Annotated in this window: 14 protein-coding genes; 6 read left to right on the top strand and 8 right to left on the bottom strand. The window is 66.7% G+C overall.

All coding sequences use genetic code 11. The features are described from left to right. Nucleotides 1-2 precede the first annotated feature (2 nt). The 6 genes from ACTJLF_RS18775 to pncB form a co-directional block, all read right to left on the bottom strand. Entirely contained in the window at nt 3-1,541 is a 1,539-nt protein-coding gene (locus tag ACTJLF_RS18775; protein WP_132800515.1) for an MFS transporter, read from the bottom strand. Between the two features lie 107 nt (nt 1,542-1,648). Continuing rightward, nucleotides 1,649-2,812: an MFS transporter gene (locus tag ACTJLF_RS18770; protein WP_019655870.1), complete on the bottom strand. Its 1,164-nt coding sequence runs from the start codon at nt 2,810-2,812 to the stop codon at nt 1,649-1,651. Further along, entirely contained in the window at nt 2,809-4,203 is a 1,395-nt protein-coding gene (locus tag ACTJLF_RS18765; RefSeq protein WP_440883679.1) for a DNA recombination protein RmuC, read from the bottom strand. Before ACTJLF_RS18765 ends, ACTJLF_RS18770 begins: the two co-directional genes overlap by 4 nt. 30 nt (nt 4,204-4,233) lie before the next feature. Then, entirely contained in the window at nt 4,234-5,220 is a 987-nt protein-coding gene (locus ACTJLF_RS18760; protein WP_132751687.1) for a 2-hydroxyacid dehydrogenase, read from the bottom strand. A 14-nt stretch (nt 5,221-5,234) separates the two neighbouring features. Beyond that, nucleotides 5,235-6,653, bottom strand: a complete 1,419-nt coding sequence (locus ACTJLF_RS18755; RefSeq protein ID WP_440883678.1) for a sodium:proton antiporter — start codon at nt 6,651-6,653, stop codon at nt 5,235-5,237. Nucleotides 6,654-6,689: 36 nt separating this feature from the next. After that, on the bottom strand, nt 6,690-7,910 hold the full coding sequence (gene pncB / locus ACTJLF_RS18750) for a nicotinate phosphoribosyltransferase (protein ID WP_019655866.1): 1,221 nt from the start codon (nt 7,908-7,910) through the stop codon (nt 6,690-6,692). A gap of 177 nt (nt 7,911-8,087) precedes the next feature. Here pncB and ACTJLF_RS18745 point away from each other — a divergent pair, with 177 nt between their 5' ends. Then, complete coding sequence (locus ACTJLF_RS18745; protein WP_019655865.1) at nt 8,088-8,321, top strand: CsbD family protein; 234 nt, start codon at nt 8,088-8,090, stop codon at nt 8,319-8,321. A gap of 55 nt (nt 8,322-8,376) precedes the next feature. Continuing rightward, on the top strand, nt 8,377-8,784 hold the full coding sequence (locus tag ACTJLF_RS18740; protein ID WP_019655864.1) for a hypothetical protein: 408 nt from the start codon (nt 8,377-8,379) through the stop codon (nt 8,782-8,784). 82 nt (nt 8,785-8,866) lie between these two features. Here the strand turns inward: ACTJLF_RS18740 and ACTJLF_RS18735 are convergent, their stop codons facing one another. Further along, nucleotides 8,867-9,313 carry an acyl-CoA thioesterase gene (locus tag ACTJLF_RS18735; RefSeq protein ID WP_126184993.1) on the bottom strand — a complete coding sequence of 149 codons (447 nt, stop codon included), beginning with the start codon at nt 9,311-9,313 and terminating at the stop codon, nt 8,867-8,869. Between the two features lie 242 nt (nt 9,314-9,555). Between ACTJLF_RS18735 and ACTJLF_RS18730 the strand changes: the two genes are divergently transcribed. Both ACTJLF_RS18730 and ACTJLF_RS18725 read left to right on the top strand, forming a co-directional pair. Beyond that, nucleotides 9,556-10,107 carry a phasin family protein gene (locus ACTJLF_RS18730; protein ID WP_019655862.1) on the top strand — a complete coding sequence of 184 codons (552 nt, stop codon included), beginning with the start codon at nt 9,556-9,558 and terminating at the stop codon, nt 10,105-10,107. 182 nt (nt 10,108-10,289) lie between these two features. Next, on the top strand, nt 10,290-11,048 hold the full coding sequence (locus tag ACTJLF_RS18725) for a 3-hydroxyacyl-CoA dehydrogenase (RefSeq protein WP_440883677.1): 759 nt from the start codon (nt 10,290-10,292) through the stop codon (nt 11,046-11,048). Here the strand turns inward: ACTJLF_RS18725 and ACTJLF_RS18720 are convergent. Further along, on the bottom strand, nt 10,996-11,946 hold the full coding sequence (locus tag ACTJLF_RS18720) for a YihY/virulence factor BrkB family protein (protein ID WP_440883676.1): 951 nt from the start codon (nt 11,944-11,946) through the stop codon (nt 10,996-10,998). The genes ACTJLF_RS18725 and ACTJLF_RS18720 overlap by 53 nt on opposite strands. Before the next feature lie 83 nt (nt 11,947-12,029). Between ACTJLF_RS18720 and dnaG the strand changes: the two genes are divergently transcribed. Both dnaG and rpoD read left to right on the top strand, forming a co-directional pair. Next, entirely contained in the window at nt 12,030-14,060 is a 2,031-nt protein-coding gene (gene dnaG / locus ACTJLF_RS18715; protein ID WP_440883675.1) for a DNA primase, read from the top strand. 297 nt (nt 14,061-14,357) lie between these two features. Beyond that, nucleotides 14,358-16,691: an RNA polymerase sigma factor RpoD gene (rpoD, locus tag ACTJLF_RS18710; protein ID WP_019655858.1), complete on the top strand. Its 2,334-nt coding sequence runs from the start codon at nt 14,358-14,360 to the stop codon at nt 16,689-16,691. Nucleotides 16,692-16,724 lie beyond the last annotated feature (33 nt).

The raw sequence follows: 16,724 nt of genomic DNA, 5'->3' as shown, positions 1-16,724 counted from the left end.
CCTCAGGTCGCGCGCACAGGCAGGGCAGCGGCGCGGGGCCTCACACACAGGAGCAGGCCCGCGGCCAGCAGGCCCACGATGCCGGCGCAGGCCACGGCAGCATGGAAGCCGCCGGCCAGCGCTGCAGCCAGAAGATCGCGAGCAACGGATGCATCGAGCGCGCCCAGCGCGCTCAGCTCGTGCCGCGCGACCGCCGCAACCGCTGCTTGTCGGGCGCCGGGCAGGCCTGCCTGCGCCAGCGCATCCGCCAGCAGCGAGGTGGCGCGCGTGCTCATCAGCGTTCCGAGCAGTGCAATGCCAATCAGCATGCCGGCCTGGCGCAGCGCGTTCATCGTGGCCGAGGCCATGCCGGAGCGCTGTGCCGGCACCAGCGCCATCACCGCCGTGCTGGTGGCCGGCACGGCAAGGCCGGTGCCTGCGCCGAGGAACACGAACACAAGAGCCAGGAAGGCGTAGGGCGTGCCGGCGGAGAACAGCGTCAGCAGCAGCATCGCGCCGCCGATGAGTCCATAGCCGGCGATCATCAGCGTGTGCACGTCGAAGCGCCTTGCCAGGCGGCCGAACTGCGAGGCGACGATGCCGGTCGCGACGAACTGCGGCACCAGCCGCCAGCCCGTGTCGCTGGGTGACCAGCCCTGCACCTGCTGCAGGAACAGCGAGAAGAAGAACAGGCTGGCATAAGCCGAGAACCCGAGCACGAACGAAGCGAAGTTGGCGACCGAGAAGCGCGCGTCGCGGAACAGCCCCAGGGGCAGCAGCGGCCGCGCCACGCGCGCCTCCACCATCAGGAAGAGCGCCAGGCCGATGGCAGCCGCAACCAGCGCGCTCGCCGCCTGCACCGAGCTCCAGCCGTACTCGCCCGCCACGATCAGCCCGTAGGTCAGCGCACCGAGCCACAGCACGCTGAGCACCTGTCCCGCCGGGTCGAGCGCCGCGTGTTCGGGGTGCGACGTCTCGCGGATGCCCCAGAGGCCCAGCCCCACCGTCAGCACGCCGATCGGGATGTTGATGAGGAAGATGCTCTGCCAGCCCGCGTGGTCCACCAGCAACCCGCCGAGCAGCGGCCCGAGGATCAGCGACAGCGCCGTGAAGGAAGACCAGCCGCCGATGACCCGGGCCCGTTCGGCCGGATCCGGAAACGCATGCGCCAGCAGCGACAGCGCACCCGGGATCATCAAAGCGCCGGCGACGCCCTGCACCGCCCTGCCCGCCAGCAGCGTCGGCAGGCTCCCGGCCATCGCGCACATCGCCGAACCCAGCGTGAACACGGCCACGCCAGCCAGCCATGCGCGCTTGCGGCCGTAGCGGTCGCCCAGCGGGCCGGCCGACAGCATGAAGGCCGAGAGGCACAGGGCGTAGATGTCGATCACCCACTGCAGGCCGGCGAGGTCGGTGGAAAGCGCGCGCTGCAGCGTGGGCAGCGCGACGTTGACGATGCTCACGTCGAGCGTGGCGATGAAGCTGCCGAGATACACCGCGGCAATCAGCGCGAGGCGGCGGCGCGGATCGGCCGCTGCCTGGGCCCGAAGAGGAGAGTTCATGGACGCCTTCAAGGTCGTTGAAGAAGGCGCCGATACTGACTTCAGGTCAGTAAATTGTCAATCAGATGAGAATTATTCTTATCTGAAACATGGCTTTCACGCTGCCGTCAAACCTTCAGCCCCCAGGTCGCTCTAGCCCCCACCGCCACGACACCGCCCACCACCCAGAACACGCCGGCGATGCCGATCAGCGCGCCGAGCGAGCCGAACAGCATCGGCATCGCCACGCTCGACGCGTTGATGGTCATGAGCCGAAGCCCCAGCGCCTCGCCGTGTCGGGCGTGCGGCGTGATCTGGTGGAGCATGCTCATCACCATCGGCTGCACCGCGCCCAGCGCGAAGCCGAGCACCACCGAGCAGATGCCCATGGTCCAGGCCGAGTCCAGCAGCGGGTAGACCGCGAAGACCAGCGCCGTGACCGCTGTCGACGCGAGGATCACGTTGCGCTCCGATGCGCGCGAGGCGATCACCGGCAGGATCACGCGGATCGCCGCCGCCGCGATGGCGAAGGCGCCGAGGATCGAGCCGATCACCGAGGCGCTGATGCCCCGGTCGTGGCCCAGGATCGGCAGCACGAAGGCGTGCACGTCCCAGCTCGACGACTGCAGCCAGTTCACGAACAGGAGGCGCCGGAACATCGGCTCGCGCAGCAGGTCCCAGGCGCGCGTCGGCGCGGCACCCGCCACCGGCGGCGCGGGCGGCTGCTCGTGGGCACCCCGCGCGAGCAGCCAGCAAAGAATGGGCAGCGCCGCCATCACGCCGAAGGAGATGCGAAAGGCCAGCATGTCGGCAGGCGCGCGGCCCGCATGGTCGATCAGCATCCCCGCCAGGAAGGGCCCGACGAAATTGGCCACGGCCGGCGCGATGGCCAGCCAGCTGAACACGCGCTTGAGCTGCGTCGGGTTGGTGGCCGAGCGGCCCACGTGCCGCTGCAGCGCGATCACCGTCGCGCCGGTGGCGCCGCCGGTCAGCAGCGCCGCCAGGCACATGACCGGGAACACCGGGAAGATCACCACCAGCCCGGCGCCCACGACCGCGGCGACCACCGACAGCCACAACGGCCGCTTGAAGCCATGCCGGTCGGCGAAGCGGCCCGCCGGCAGCGCGAGGAAGACCTGGGTCAGCGCGAACAGCGAGATCAGCACGCCGACCGCGGCTGCGCTGTAGCCCTGTTGAAGCGCCAGCAGCGGCGTGGCGAGCCGCATGCCGGCCATGGTCGCGTGCAGGCACACCTGGGCGCCGATCACACGCAGCAGTTCGGAACCTTTCACGGGGAGTTCTCGCCCTCTTCTTTCTCGTTGTTGTCGGCGTCGGTGCCGGAGGCGGTGGGCGGCAGCAGCGCCTGGGCCTGCGCCTCGGGCAGTGCCTCGACCTTGCGCAGCGCCAGGCGCATCTGCCGGGCGCGCGTGTCGGCCTTGTCGATGGTGTCGGAGGCCTTGGCCACCTGCTCCTTGATGCGGGCGACCCATTCGCCGTAGCGCTCGAACTCGGTCTTGACCGCGCCCAGCACCTTCCAGACCTCGGACGCCTGCCGCTCCAGCGCCAGCGTGCGGAAGCCCATGTGGAGGCTGTTGAGCATCGCCAGCAGGGTGGTCGGGCCGGCCAGCGTCACGCGGTGCTGGCGTTGCAGCGCGTCCATCAGGCCGGGACGGCGCAGCACTTCAGCGTAGAGGCTCTCCACCGGCAGGAACAGGATCGCGAAATCTGTCGTGTGCGGGGCCGCAAGATAGTTGTCGGCGATGGATTTGGCCTCGGTGCGGATGCGCGCCTCCAGTGCCTTCGCCGCGAGCTCGACGCCCGCCGCGTCGGCGCGCTCGTGCGCGTCGATGAGCCGCTCGTAGTCGTCGCGCGGGAACTTGGCATCGATAGGCAGCCATACCGGTGCGCCGTCGTCGCCGCGGCCCGGGAAGCGGATGGCGAAATCCACGCGCTGCCCGCTGCGCGGCTTGGTCTCGACCTGCCTGGCGTACTGGTCGGCCGTGAGCACCTGCTCGAGCAGCGCCTCGAGCTGCACCTCGCCGAACATCCCGCGCGTCTTCACGTTGGTCAGCACGCGCTGCAGGCTGCCGACGCCCACCGCCAGCGTCTGCATCTCGCCCAGGCCCTTGTGCACCTGCTCGAGCCGCTCGGCCACCTGCCTGAAGCTTTCGCCGAGACGCGCCTCCAGCGTGGTCTGCAGTTTCTCGTCGACGGTCTTGCGCATCTCGTCGAGCTTGGCGGCATTGGTCTGCTGCAGCTGTGCAAGCTGCGCCTCCATGGTGGCGCGCACTTCCGAAAGCCGCCGCGCGTTCGATTCGCTCAGCCCCTGCAGCTGGTTGTTGAGCGTATCGGCCAGCGTCTTCTGCAGCGAGGCGAGCTGCAGCGCGAAGGCGTCGAGCTGCGCGTTCTGCGTGCGCGTGGCCTCGGCGCCCTGCTGCACCAGCGCCTGCTGGAAGGTGGCGAAGGCCTGTGTGGTCTCCTGCCGCGCGCCGCGCGAGCTTTCCGCGATCTCGCGGCGCAGTTCGCGCTCGGTGCGCTCGTTGGCCGCGCCCAGCGTGGCCAGCATGCGAGTCAGGTCGGCGTTGTCGGGCGGAGGCGGCCGGCGCGCGAGCAGCCAGATCACCAGCACGAGCTGGATGAGTGCGAGTACTCCGAGTCCGACAAGGATCAGCGATGGGTCCAAGGTCCGCGTGCGCCCTCTTCTTCTGCTTGCTTAGTTGCCGGCCGCCGGAACCGGCGTCACGGGCGTCAGCGGGCCCTTGCCGCCGAAGTACGCGATCAGGTTGTCCGCCGCGAGGTCGGCCATGGCGCGGCGCGTGGGCACGGTGGCGCTGGCGATGTGCGGCGTGAGCACCACGTTGGGCACGGTCAGCAGGTCGGGATGCACCTTGGGCTCGCCCTCGAACACGTCGAGGCCGGCGGCGGCGATGCGCTTCTCGCGCAGCGCGACGGCAAGCGCCGCGTCGTCGACGATGCCGCCGCGCGCGATGTTGACGAGCGTGGCGGTCGGCTTCATCAGCGCGATCTCGGACGCGCCGATGGTGTGGTGCGACGCTGGCGAATAAGGCACCACCAGCACCACGTGGTCGGCGGTCTTCAGCAGCTCTTCCTTGCTCAGGTAGCTGGCCTTGCATTCGGCCTCGAGCGCAGCGTCGAGCCTGGAGCGGTTGTGATAGACCACCTTCATGCCGAAGCCGTGCGCGCCGCGCTTGGCGATGCCCTGCCCGATGCGGCCCATGCCGATGATGCCGAGCGTGGAACCATGGATGTCGGAGCCCGCGAACATGTCGTAGCTCCACTTCTGCCACTTGCCTGCGCGCAGGAAGTGTTCGCTCTCGGCGATGCGGCGCGCCGTGGCCATCAGCAGCGCGAAGCCGAAGTCGGCCGTGGTCTCGGTCAGCACGTCGGGCGCGTTGGTGCCGAGCACGCCGTGCGCGGCCATCGCGTCGACGTCGAAGTTGTTGTAGCCCACCGCCATGTTGGCGCAAATCTTCAGGTCGGGGCAGGCGTCGAGCACCGCGGCGTCGATGCGCTCGCTGCCGGTGGTGAAGGCGCCCTGCTTGCCCTGCAGCTTCGCGATCAGCTGCTCCTTGCTCCAGCTCTCGTCGGCCTGGTTCGACTCGACCTCGAAATGCTGCGACAGGCGCTCGATGGTCTCGGGAAAGATCGCGCGCGCGACCAGGATCTTGGGCTTGCTCATGATTTGTTTGTCTCTCAGCGGAAGAAGAGGAAGGTGGACAGGACGAACAGCGGGACCAGGATGGCGCACGACCACGCCATGTAGCCGAAGAAGCTCGGCATGCGCACGCCGCGGCTCTCGGCGATGGCCTTGACCATGAGGTTCGGCGCGTTGCCGATGTAGGTGTTGGCGCCCATGAACACGGCGCCCGCGGAGATGGCGGCCAGCGTGCCGGCGTAGGTGGTCATGAGCGCCGCCGGGTCGCCGCCCGCCGTGTTGAAGAACACGAGGTAGGTCGGCGCGTTGTCCAGGAAGGAGCTCAGCACGCCCGTGGCCCAGAAGTACATCGCCGGATCGGGCTGGCCGTCGGCACGGGTCACGGCCGAGACGATGGCGCCGAACGGCCCTTGCGTACCCGCCTTGAGCATCGCGATCACCGGGATGATGGTCAGGAAGATGCCCGCGAAGAGCTTGGCCACCTCGGCCATCGGGCCCCATTCGAACTGGTTGTCGGCATGCACCTTGGGCGAGGTCAGCTTGTATGAGACCACTGCGATCGCGATCAGCCCGACGTCGCGCACCAGCCCCGGCAGGCCGACCTCGGTGCCGAAGACGTCGAAGACCACCGGCGACTTCCAGAAGCCGCTGAGCAGCACCAGCGCGACCACGCCGCCCAGCAGCCAGAAGTTGGCGGCGCCGTCGAAGCCGATCCGGGGCGTATCGGGCGTGGGGTCGAACGGAAGCACGCCTTCCTTGCGGTGGTAGTGGCGATCGATGAAATAGAACAGCGCCAGCAGCACGGCCAGGATGAAGAGCGTTTCAAACAGGATGTTCTGCGCCGTCCAGAAGAAGCCCACGCCCTTCAGGAAGCCCAGGAACAGCGGCGGATCGCCCAGCGGCGTGAGCGCGCCGCCCGCGTTCGACACGATGAAGATGAAGAACACGATCACGTGCACCTTGTGCACGCGGTCGTCGTTGGCGCGTATGAGCGGCCGGATCAGCAGCATCGAGGCGCCCGTGGTTCCCATGAAGCTCGCGAGCACCGCGCCGATGGCAAGAATGGCCGTGTTCAGCCCCGGCGCGCCGCGCAGGTTGCCGCGGATGTGGATGCCACCCGCCACGGTGAAGAGGGCGGTCAGCAGGATGATGAACGGGATGTACTCGGCCACCAGCGCATGCACGAGTTGCACGCCGGCGAAGCCCACGCCGAAGTTCGCCGCGAAGGGCAGCAGGAATGCCAGAGCCCAGGCAGCCGACACCTTGCCGTAGTGGTGGTGCCAGAAGGCCGGCGCGAGCAGCGGCAGCAGCGCGATCGACAGCAGGATGCCCGCGAAGGGCACGCCCCACAGCGGCGAGAGGCTGCCGCCGTCGAATTCGGCGGCCGAGGCCAGCGCGGGGGACAGGATCAGCGACGCCAGCGCGGCCGCCTTCGGTCGGATCTTCTTTTTCTGCATGGGGGCCGTACCGTACCAGAGAGGTCAGTACAGCCTTCAGGCCGGGGGTTGTTCGATCTCGAACACCTGGCGCAGGTAGGCCAGGTATTTCTCGTCCTCGCACATGTTCTTGGACGGCGTGTCCGACAGCTTGGCCACCGGCTGGCCGTTGCACTCGATCATCTTGATGACGATCTGCAGCGGCTCGTAGCCCAGGTCGTTGGTGAGGTTGGTGCCGATGCCGAAGGCCAGCTGGCAGCGGCCGCGGAACTGCTGGTAGAGCTCGATGGTGCGCGGCACCGTGAGGCCGTCGCTGAAGATCAGCGTCTTGGTGCGCGGGTCGACCCGGTTGGCGATGTAGTGCGCCAGCATGCGCTCGCCCCAGACGAAAGGGTCGCCGCTGTCGTGGCGGGCGCCGTCGAACAGCTTGCAGAAGTACAGGTCGAAGTCGCGCAGGAAGGCGCTCATGCCGTACACGTCGGACAGCGCGATGCCCAGGTCGCCGCGGTACTCGCGGGCCCAGCTCTCGAAGCCGAAGATCTGGCTGTCGCGCAGCCGCGGGCCCAGCGCCTGGCAGGCCTGCAGGTACTCGTGCGCCATGGTGCCCAGCGGGATCATGCCGAGCTTCATGGCGTAGAGCACGTTGCTGGTGCCCGCCAGCTGCGGCAGCCGTGCGCCCGGAGGCGCCTGCACCGGCGGCGAGGTGACGGCGCCCAGCCGTGCGGCCGCCGTGCGCAGCACCTCTTCGTGCCAGTCCTTGGAGAAGCGCCGACGCGTGCCGTAGTCGGCGATCTTCAGGTCGCCGAGGCCGGCTTCCTGCAGCTGGCCCAGCTTGGTCTCGAGGCGGCGGCGGCCTTCCTCGAAGTCGGGCTTCTTCTGCGTGTTGCGGAAATAGACCTCGTTGACGATGGCCAGCACCGGGATCTCGAACAGGATGGTGTGCAGCCACGGCCCCTTGATGCGGATCTCGAGCTCGCCCGAGGGCTGGGGAATGATGTTGATGTACTTCTCGTTGAGCCTGAAGAGCCCGAGGAAGTCGACGAAGTCGCTCTTGATGAAGCGCATGGAGCGCAGGTAGGCCAGCTCGGCATCGCGGAACTGCAGCGAGCACAGCCCGCGCACCTCCTCGCGGATCTGCCCGGCGAACTGCGCCAGGTCGACGCCGGGGTTGCGGCACTTGAAGCGGTACTCGACCCGTGCCCCCGGAAAGTGATGCAGGACCACCTGCATCATCGTGAACTTGTAGAGGTCGGTGTCGAGCAGGCTGTGGATGATCATGGTGCTGTGCGCGTTGTCTCAAACTTTCGGCGGCCGTTCGATTATCACGGGACGCGTCGGCGTCTGCCTACGGGGTCCGAACAGCACGTCCTACCGTCAGGGCGAATCGTTGAAGCCACATTGCTTTCACGGCGGCGGACACAGCCCGCCGGATCAACAGTCCCAAAGGAGATTCGCATGAACAAGGACACCATCGAAGGCAACTGGAAGCAGCTCAAGGGCAAGGTCAAGGAGCAGTGGGGCAAGCTCACCGACGACGACTTCGACGTCATCGCCGGCAAGCGCGACCAGCTGCTCGGCCGCATCCAGGAACGCCACGGCATCAGCCGCGACGAGGCCGAGAAACAGGTCAAGGACTGGGAGTCGCGCGACGGCCGTACGCCCGACTCGCTCTGGTTCGAGCGCTATTGAGCGCCCCCCTCCCCTGCTTGCAGCCGAATTCAAATCACCTCGAAGGAGAACTCCCATGAAAAAACACCTTCTCATGCTGGCCCTCGCATCCACCTGCTTCGTGGCCACCCAGGCCAGTGCAATGACCAAGGACGAGTACAAGGTCGCCAAGGAAAAGATCGAAGCCGATTACAAGGTCGCCAAGACCCAGTGCGACACCATGAAGGACAACGCCAAGGATGTCTGCATGAAGGAAGCCAAGGGCAAGGAAAACGTTGCCAAGGCCGAACTCGAGCAGCAGTACAAGCCCAGCGACAGCAACTCCCGCAAGGTCGCCGAGGAAAAGGTGAAGGCCAACTATGAAGTCGCCAAGGAAAAGTGCGACGACCAGAAGGGCGAAGCCAAGACCGCTTGCGAGAAGCAGGCCAAGGCTGACGAAGCTCAAGGCAAGGCCGACATCAAGGCCATGAAGAAGAGCATGTAAGCCCCTTCCAGGCTTGCCAGCAAAGACGGCGCCCTCGGGCGCCGTCTTTCTTTTTTCTCAGGGGGATTCGGCCCGAAGGGCGTCAGGCCTTGAGCGAGTCGACCACCCGCTGCAAGGCCTCGGGCAGCGGCACCGGGCGCTGCGTGGCGCGGTCCACATAGACGTGCACGAAGTGGCCCTGCGCCGCGGCGGTGTCGGAGCCTTCGGCGAACAGGGCGATCTCGTAGCGCACGCTCGAGCGGCCCGCCTGGGCGACCCGCACACCCGCTTCCACCGTCTGGGGGAAGGCGACAGGCGCGAAGTAGTTGCACTGGGTCTCCACCACGAAGCCGATGGTCTGGCCATCGTGGATGTCGAGGGCGCCCCGCTCGATCAGCAGGGCATTCACCGCCGTGTCGAACCAGCTGTAGTAGACGACGTTGTTGACGTGGCCGTACATGTCGTTGTCGGCCCAGCGCGTCGGGATGCTGCGGAATGCGCGGTAGCCGCTGCGCGCATGGGGGGTGGGTTTGGTGGTCGGGGCGCTCATCGCGCGGCATTCTGCCAGCGGCCTGCACGGGAAGGCGGAACCTTCGCGACCTCCCGCGAGAGCACCGGGAACACCGCCGAGGCCGGATTTAGAAGCCCCCTTCTAAATTGCTGCATGGCAGCAAAAACCACTTGATCGCGGGAACCAGCTGCCTATACTTGAGGCCATGCTGCACCGCAACATTGACGGCGAGACAGCGCAAAGTGAACCGACCACTCAATCATCCCTTCTGGAGATCCCAAATGGCCCTGACCGCTGACCAAATCCTCGCCGCTCAAAAAGCAAACCTCGAAACCCTCTTCGGCCTGACCACCAAGGCTTTCGAAGGCGTCGAGAAGCTCGTCGAACTGAACGTGACCGCCTCGAAGGCAGCCCTGGCCGAAGCCCAGAACACCGCCCAGGCCGCCCTGAGCGTGAAGGACGCGCAAGAACTGCTGACGCTGCAAGCCAGCCTGTTCCAGCCCCTGGCCGAGAAGACCGCCGCCTACAGCCGTCACCTGTATGACATCGCCCAAGGCACCGGCGCCGAGTTCACCAAGGCCTTCGAAGCCAAGGCGACCGAAGCCCAGCAAGCCTTCGTCGGTCTGGTCGACAGCGCTTCCAAGAACGCTCCCGCCGGTTCGGAAACCGCCGTTGCCGTCCTGAAGAGCGCCGTGGCCGCCGCCAACAACGCTTTCGAATCGGTCCAGAAGGCCGTCAAGCAAGCCTCGGACGTCGCCGAAGCCAACTTCAACGCCGTGTCGAGCCAGGCCGTCGCCGCCGCCAAGACCGCCACCGCTTCGCGCAAGCGCTAAGCAATCAAGCGACCGACCACCACCAGTTGTCTCCTTGGGTCCTCACGGATCCAATTCAGGGCCTCATCCTCGGATGAGGCCTTTTTTTATGCCTGTTGCGGCCCGGCGGGGGCCGGTTCCGCGGTGTTCCTGGCCTGTGCTTGGCGTCTTCGATAATGAAAGGCTCATCTCAGGAGACTTTTATGCAGATCGACGGCAAGGTTTTTATCGTGACCGGTGGCGCCTCGGGCCTCGGCGAGGGTACGGCGCGCATGCTGGCCGCCAACGGCGGCAAGGTGGTGATCGCCGACATGCAGGCTGAAAAGGGCGAAGCCGTCGCCAAGGAGATCGGCGGCGTGTTCGTCAAGTGCGACGTGAGCCAGGAAGCCGACGGCCAGGCCGCCGTGGCAGCCGCCCTCAAGCTCGGCAAGCTGGTCGGCCTGGTCAACTGTGCCGGCATCGCCCCGGCCGAGAAGACCGTGGGCAAGAACGGCCCGCACGCGCTGGCCACCTTCAGCAAGACCGTCACGGTCAACCTGATCGGCAGCTTCAACATGATCCGGCTCGCCTCCGACGCCATGGGCAGGAACGAGCCCGAAGCCACCGGCGAGCGCGGCGTGCTGATCTCGACCGCTTCCGTGGCTGCCTACGACGGCCAGATCGGCCAGGCCGCCTACAGCGCCTCCAAGGGCGGCGTGGTCGGCATGACCCTGCCGATCGCACGCGACCTCGCGCGCAGCGGCATCCGCAACATGACCATCGCCCCCGGCATCTTCGGCACGCCCATGCTCTTCGGCATGCCGCAGGAAGTGCAGGACGCGCTGGCCGCCAGCGTGCCCTTCCCTTCGCGCCTGGGCACGCCCGAGGACTACGCCAAGCTCGCCAAGCACATCATCGAGAACGACATGCTCAACGGCGAGGTGATCCGCCTGGACGGAGCGATTCGACTGGCTCCCCGCTGAGCCTTCCGGATTCCGGCACCCCGGTGGTGCCGGTGCGGTCCAGGCGCTCGTACTGCGCAATCACCTGGGCCCCCAGCAGCACCAGCGTGGCGGCGATCTCCAGGCTCAGCAGCACCACGATGGCGGTGGTGAGCGAGCCATAGACCACGTTCACCTGCGAGAGCGTCGAGAAGTACCAGATCAGCACCCGCCGCGTGGCCTCCCACAGCAGCGCGGCCGTCACGCCGCCCAGCAGCGCGTGCCGCAGCGACATGCGCCCGGCCGGCATCACGAGGTAGAGCGAGGTCAGCATGAAGATCTCGCCGCCCAGGCCCAGCAGATAAAGCAGCAGCCCCGAGACGCCCGACAGCGACCAGCTGCGCCCCAGCAGGTCGACGCTTTCCTGGCCCACCAGCTGCAGCGCGCCCGACACCAGCGTGACCAGCAGCAGCCCCACGCAGAGGCAGACGATGTAGATGTAGGGCATGGCCACCGACACCAGGAAGTGCCGCTTGTGGTCGGCCTTTCGGTGGTGAAAGATCACCGCCATCGCGCTTTCGAGCACGCTGAAGGCCAGCGAGCTGAAGAAGATCATCGTCACCAGCAGCACCGGCCCCAGCACGTCGCGGTGGTCGAGAAAGCTCGACAGCTCCGCCACGATCGCCTTCGACTGGCCCGGCAGCAGCCATTCGAGATACCGCCCGATGGTGCGCAGCAGCTCGGCCTGCTCGATGACGTGCGACAGCGCGATCACGCTCACGATCAGCAGCGGCACGATGGAAAGCAGCGCGTAGTACGCCACCGCGCCGGCGAGCAGCAGGCCCTGGTTGGCGCGGAACTCCTTGAGGGCTTCCCAGGCGAATCGCAAGGGGTGGCGCAGCAGCGGCGCGGCGTGTTGCAGGGGATTGGGCGTCGTCATGCGTGGATTCCGGTCGCCATTCAGTATGCCGTCCGACCGTGCGGCTTCGGCCGCTTGCGTATGATTTGCCGCTCTTCGCCTACATGACCATCCCCGCTTCATTCATCCAGGAACTCATCGCGCGAGCCGATGTGGTGGAGATCGTCGGCCGCTACGTGCAGCTCAAGAAGGCCGGCGCCAACTTCATGGGGCTGTGCCCCTTCCACGGCGAGAAATCGCCCTCCTTCTCCGTCAGTCCGACCAAGCAGTTCTATCACTGCTTCGGCTGCGGGGCCCATGGCAACGCGATCGGCTTCCTGATGGAGCATGCGGGCATGGGCTTCGTGGAGGCGGTCCACGACCTGGCCGGCCAGTACGGCCTGCAGGTGCCCGAGGACGACGTCTCACCCGCCGAGCGCGCCCGCGCCGCCAGCCAGCGCCAGAAGCAGGCCACCCTGACCGACGTGCTCGAGAAGGCCGGCGAGGCCTACCGCAAGCACCTGCGCAAGGCCCCCGGCGCCATCGAGTACCTGAAGGGCCGGGGCGTCTCCGGCGAGATCGCCAAGCAGTTCGGCATCGGCTATGCGCCGGCGGGCTGGCGCACGCTGGCCAGCGTGTTCCCCGACTATGACGATCCGCTGCTCGCCGAGGCCGGCCTCGTGATCGTCAACAACGAGGAAGGCAAGCTCAGCGAGGAAGAAACCAAGCGCTACGACCGCTTCCGCGACCGCGTGATGTTCCCGATCCGCAACGTGAAGGGCGAATGCATCGGCTTCGGCGGCCGGGTGCTGGGCGACGAGAAGCCCAAGTACCTCAACTCGCCCGAGACGCCGGTGTTCAGCAAGGGCCGCGAGCTCTACGGCCTCTACGAAGCCCGCGCGGCCTTCCGCGACAAGGGCTACGCGCTGGTCACCGAGGGCTACATGGACGTGGTGGCGCTGGCGCAGCTCGGCTTTCCGAACGCGGTGGCCACGCTGGGCACGGCCTGCACGGCCGACCACGTGCAGAAGCTCTTCCGCTTCACAGAGTCGGTGGTCTTCAGCTTCGACGGCGACGCCGCCGGGCGCCGTGCCGCGCGCAAGGCGCTCGACGGCGCCCTGCCCTATGCCACCGACGTGCGCAGCATCAAGTTCCTGTTCCTGCCGGCGGAGCACGACCCCGACAGCTTCATCCGCGAGCACGGCGCCGAGGCTTTCGCCCGCTTCGTGAACGAGGCCACGCCGCTGTCGCGCTTCATGATCGAGGCCGCCCGCGAAGGCTGCGACCTGACCACCGCCGAGGGACGCGCCCACATGACGAGCAATGTGCGCCCGCTCTGGAGCGCCATGCCTGACGGCGCACTCAAGCGGCAGCTGCTGGGAGAGATCGCGACGCTGGTTCAGCTCGACGCATCCGCGCTTTCGGAGCTTTGGGCATCCACGCCCGGTCCGCGCAAGGCGGGCGGCGCTCCGGCGCAGCAGCGGCGCCACGACGAGCCCCCGGGCTATGGCGACGCGGGCGGAGACGACTACTACCCCGACATGCCCCCGCCGCAGGACTACGAGCCTGCGCGCTATGAAAGCGATAGCAAGCCCAGGTTTCAGCAGCGCAAGTTCACGGGCAAGGGCGGCAAGCGCTGGGGCGGCAGGTTCGAGGAGCCGATCGAGCCCCTGCGCGGGCGCGGCGCACCGCCGAGCCGTCCCGACGTGGCGGTGCGGCTGCTGCTGTCGAACATGACCCAGTGGGAAGCGCTGTCGCACGAGCTCCATGTGATGCTGTGCGACCTGCCGGGCCAGCACGGCGCCCTCTTCACCTGGCTCGACAGCCAGCTGCACGAACACGGCGTGCAGCCCTGGGCAGCGCTGCGCGAAGGCCTGCGCGGGCTCGAATTCGAGCCGCTGGCCGAGCGGCTGATGTCCGTCGCCGAAGCCGCGCCCGTTCCCGAGGGCGAGGAAGCGCAGCACCTGGCCGACGCGGCACGCGAATTGGCCAGCGTGCTCGACTTCATGCTCGAGGAACTCTTGAAAAAGCAGGAAAGCGAGGCAATTGCTGCTTTCGGGAAGGATCCGGATGCGCCGGAGCGTTTCAGGGCCATCCAGGCGAGGCGACTCGAATTGCGTGCCAGATTGCGCTCGTCGGGTTCAGAAACTGCTTGAAATTTGCGCAACACGCTATAATGTAGGGCTTCGCAACTGGCGAAATTAGGCAAGAGCGACAGCAGCACCTCCGGGCCGGCCCCCAGCGCAATGCACTCCAACGGTAGATTCCGGCGGAAAGGGCCAATAACCGCAAGGACTGCACACCAAATGTTCGCCCGACATCTTGCCTGTTGAGGAATCACTTCCTCTTTCCCATTTGTTTCCAGTCCGTGCCTGTGCACGGGCTCGGTGGCGCCGTCCGTGCGACGGTGCATCTGTGATTCCGCTTGTCTTTTCTTGTCGTAACGAGGTCGTATGCCCAGTTCAAAGAAGCCTGCTCCTTCACTCGCAAAAAGCGTCGCCACCAAGCCCGCAGCAGAAAAACCGTTGAAAGCCGGCGCGAAACCGGCAACCAAGACGGCCGCCGCCGCATCCAAATCGGCCGCCGCTACGAAAGTGAAAACCGTGCCCACGAAATCGACCTCCCTCGACGATCCCAAGAAGGCAGCCGCTCCGGCCGCCAAGAAGGTCGGCCGCCCGCCCAAGGCCGCCGGCGCCGCCTCGTCCACCACCGGTGCCAAGCGCGGCCGCAAGCCCAAGGCCGACAAGGAAGCCCCCGAGAGCGACGTCGACCTGTCGGACATCGAGGACGACCTGGCGGGTGACGAACCCGCGGTTGCGGCGACCGAAGAGAAGGTCAAGCCGCTTCGCATGAAGATCAGCAAGGCGAAGGAACGCGCCTTGATGAAGGAATTCGGCCTCGACGAGACCGTGCTCTCCGAGGAAGACCTGGCGAAGCGCCGCTCGCGCCTGAAGACCCTGATCACGCTGGGCAAGACCCGCGGCTACCTCACGCACGGCGAAATCTCCGACCACCTGCCCGACAAGCTGGTCGACGCCGAGACCATGGAAGTCGTGGTCACCATGCTCAACGACATGGGCGTGGCCGTGTACGAGCAGACGCCCGACGCCGAGACGCTGCTGCTGAACAACACCGCGCCCACCGCCACCACGGTGGAAGAAGCCGAGGAAGAAGCCGAAGCCGCGCTCTCCACGGTGGACAGCGAATTCGGCCGCACCACCGACCCGGTGCGCATGTACATGCGCGAAATGGGCACGGTCGAGCTGCTGACGCGCGAAGGCGAAATCGAGATCGCCAAGCGCATCGAAGGCGGCCTGATGGCCATGATGGAGGCCATCTCGGCGTCCCCCGCCACCATCGCCGAGATCCTGCGCCTGGCCGGCGAGATCCGTGAAGGCAAGGTCGTCATCTCGACCATCGTCGACGGTTTCTCCAACCCCAACGAGGCCGACGACTACGTGGCCGAGGAAGACTTCGACGAGTTCGACGAGGAAGACGACGACGACGGCAAGGGCGGCTCCAAGGCCCTGACCAAGAAGCTGGAAGAGCTCAAGAACGAGGCCCTCTCGCGCTTCGACCGCATCGCCGAGCTGTTCGAGAAGGTCCACAAGATCTACGACAAGGAAGGCTACGGCACCCCCGCCTACGCCAAGGCCCAGCAGGCCCTGTCGGACGAGCTGATGACCATCCGCTTCACCGCCCGCACCATCGAGAAGCTGTGCGACCTGGTGCGCACGCAGGTGGACGACGTGCGCAAGAAGGAACGCGAACTGCGCCGCATCATCGTGGACAAGTGCGGCTTCCCGCAGGACGAGTTCATCCGCGACTTCAGCGGCTACGACAAGAACGGCAACCGCGTCGCCTCCAACCTGCTGAACCTGAAGTGGGTCGAGAAGCAGGCCGCAGCCGGCAAGCCCTGGAGCGCCGTGCTCGCGCGCAACATCCCGCCGGTCCAGGAACTGCAGCAGAAGCTCGCCGACATCCAGTCGCGCGTGGTGGTGCCGCTGGCCGAGCTGAAGGACATCAACAAGCGCATGAACGAGGGCGAATCGTCCTCGCGCGATGCCAAGAAGGAAATGATCGAGGCCAACCTGCGCCTCGTGATCTCCATCGCCAAGAAGTACACGAACCGCGGCCTGCAGTTCCTGGACCTGATCCAGGAAGGCAACATCGGCCTGATGAAGGCGGTCGACAAGTTCGAATACCGTCGCGGCTACAAATTCTCGACGTATGCAACGTGGTGGATCCGCCAGGCCATCACCCGCTCGATCGCCGACCAGGCGCGCACCATCCGCATCCCGGTGCACATGATCGAGACGATCAACAAGATGAACCGCATCTCGCGCCAGCATCTGCAGGAGTTCGGCTTCGAGCCCGACGCCGGCATCCTGGCCGCGAAGATGGAGATTCCGGAAGACAAGATCCGCAAGATCATGAAGATCGCGAAGGAGCCGATCTCGATGGAAACCCCCATCGGCGACGACGACGATTCGCACCTGGGCGACTTCATCGAGGACAGCAGCAACACGGCCCCGATCGAGGCCGCGATGCAGGCCGGCCTGCGCGACGTGGTCAAGGACATCCTCGACTCGCTCACGCCGCGCGAAGCCAAGGTGCTGCGCATGCGCTTCGGCATCGAGATGAGCACGGACCACACGCTGGAAGAAGTCGGCAAGCAGTTCGACGTGACCCGCGAGCGCATCCGCCAGATCGAGGCGAAGGCCCTGCGCAAGCTCAAGCATCCGTCGCGTTCGGACAAGCTGCGCAGCTTTATTGATACGCTCTGATCCGGTCTCCCGGTATTTCCCCGACGAGGAGGC

The sequence above is a fragment of the Variovorax sp. 22077 genome, assembly GCF_052044195.1.
GTDB classification, from domain to species: domain Bacteria; phylum Pseudomonadota; class Gammaproteobacteria; order Burkholderiales; family Burkholderiaceae_C; genus Variovorax; species Variovorax atrisoli.
Note: the sequence above shows the minus strand (reverse complement) of the source record. Positions and strands in the feature narration are given on the sequence as shown.

Coding starts and splice junctions, on each gene's coding strand:
- ACTJLF_RS18775 (WP_132800515.1), bottom strand. CDS start 1,541: ATGAACTCTCCTCTTCGGGCCCAGGCAGCGGCCGATCCGCGCCGCCGC.
- ACTJLF_RS18760 (WP_132751687.1), bottom strand. CDS start 5,220: ATGAGCAAGCCCAAGATCCTGGTCGCGCGCGCGATCTTTCCCGAGACC.
- ACTJLF_RS18755 (WP_440883678.1), bottom strand. CDS start 6,653: ATGCAGAAAAAGAAGATCCGACCGAAGGCGGCCGCGCTGGCGTCGCTG.
- pncB (WP_019655866.1), bottom strand. CDS start 7,910: ATGATCATCCACAGCCTGCTCGACACCGACCTCTACAAGTTCACGATG.
- ACTJLF_RS18745 (WP_019655865.1), top strand. CDS start 8,088: ATGAACAAGGACACCATCGAAGGCAACTGGAAGCAGCTCAAGGGCAAG.
- ACTJLF_RS18740 (WP_019655864.1), top strand. CDS start 8,377: ATGAAAAAACACCTTCTCATGCTGGCCCTCGCATCCACCTGCTTCGTG.
- ACTJLF_RS18735 (WP_126184993.1), bottom strand. CDS start 9,313: ATGAGCGCCCCGACCACCAAACCCACCCCCCATGCGCGCAGCGGCTAC.
- ACTJLF_RS18730 (WP_019655862.1), top strand. CDS start 9,556: ATGGCCCTGACCGCTGACCAAATCCTCGCCGCTCAAAAAGCAAACCTC.
- ACTJLF_RS18725 (WP_440883677.1), top strand. CDS start 10,290: ATGCAGATCGACGGCAAGGTTTTTATCGTGACCGGTGGCGCCTCGGGC.
- ACTJLF_RS18720 (WP_440883676.1), bottom strand. CDS start 11,946: ATGACGACGCCCAATCCCCTGCAACACGCCGCGCCGCTGCTGCGCCAC.
- dnaG (WP_440883675.1), top strand. CDS start 12,030: ATGACCATCCCCGCTTCATTCATCCAGGAACTCATCGCGCGAGCCGAT.
- rpoD (WP_019655858.1), top strand. CDS start 14,358: ATGCCCAGTTCAAAGAAGCCTGCTCCTTCACTCGCAAAAAGCGTCGCC.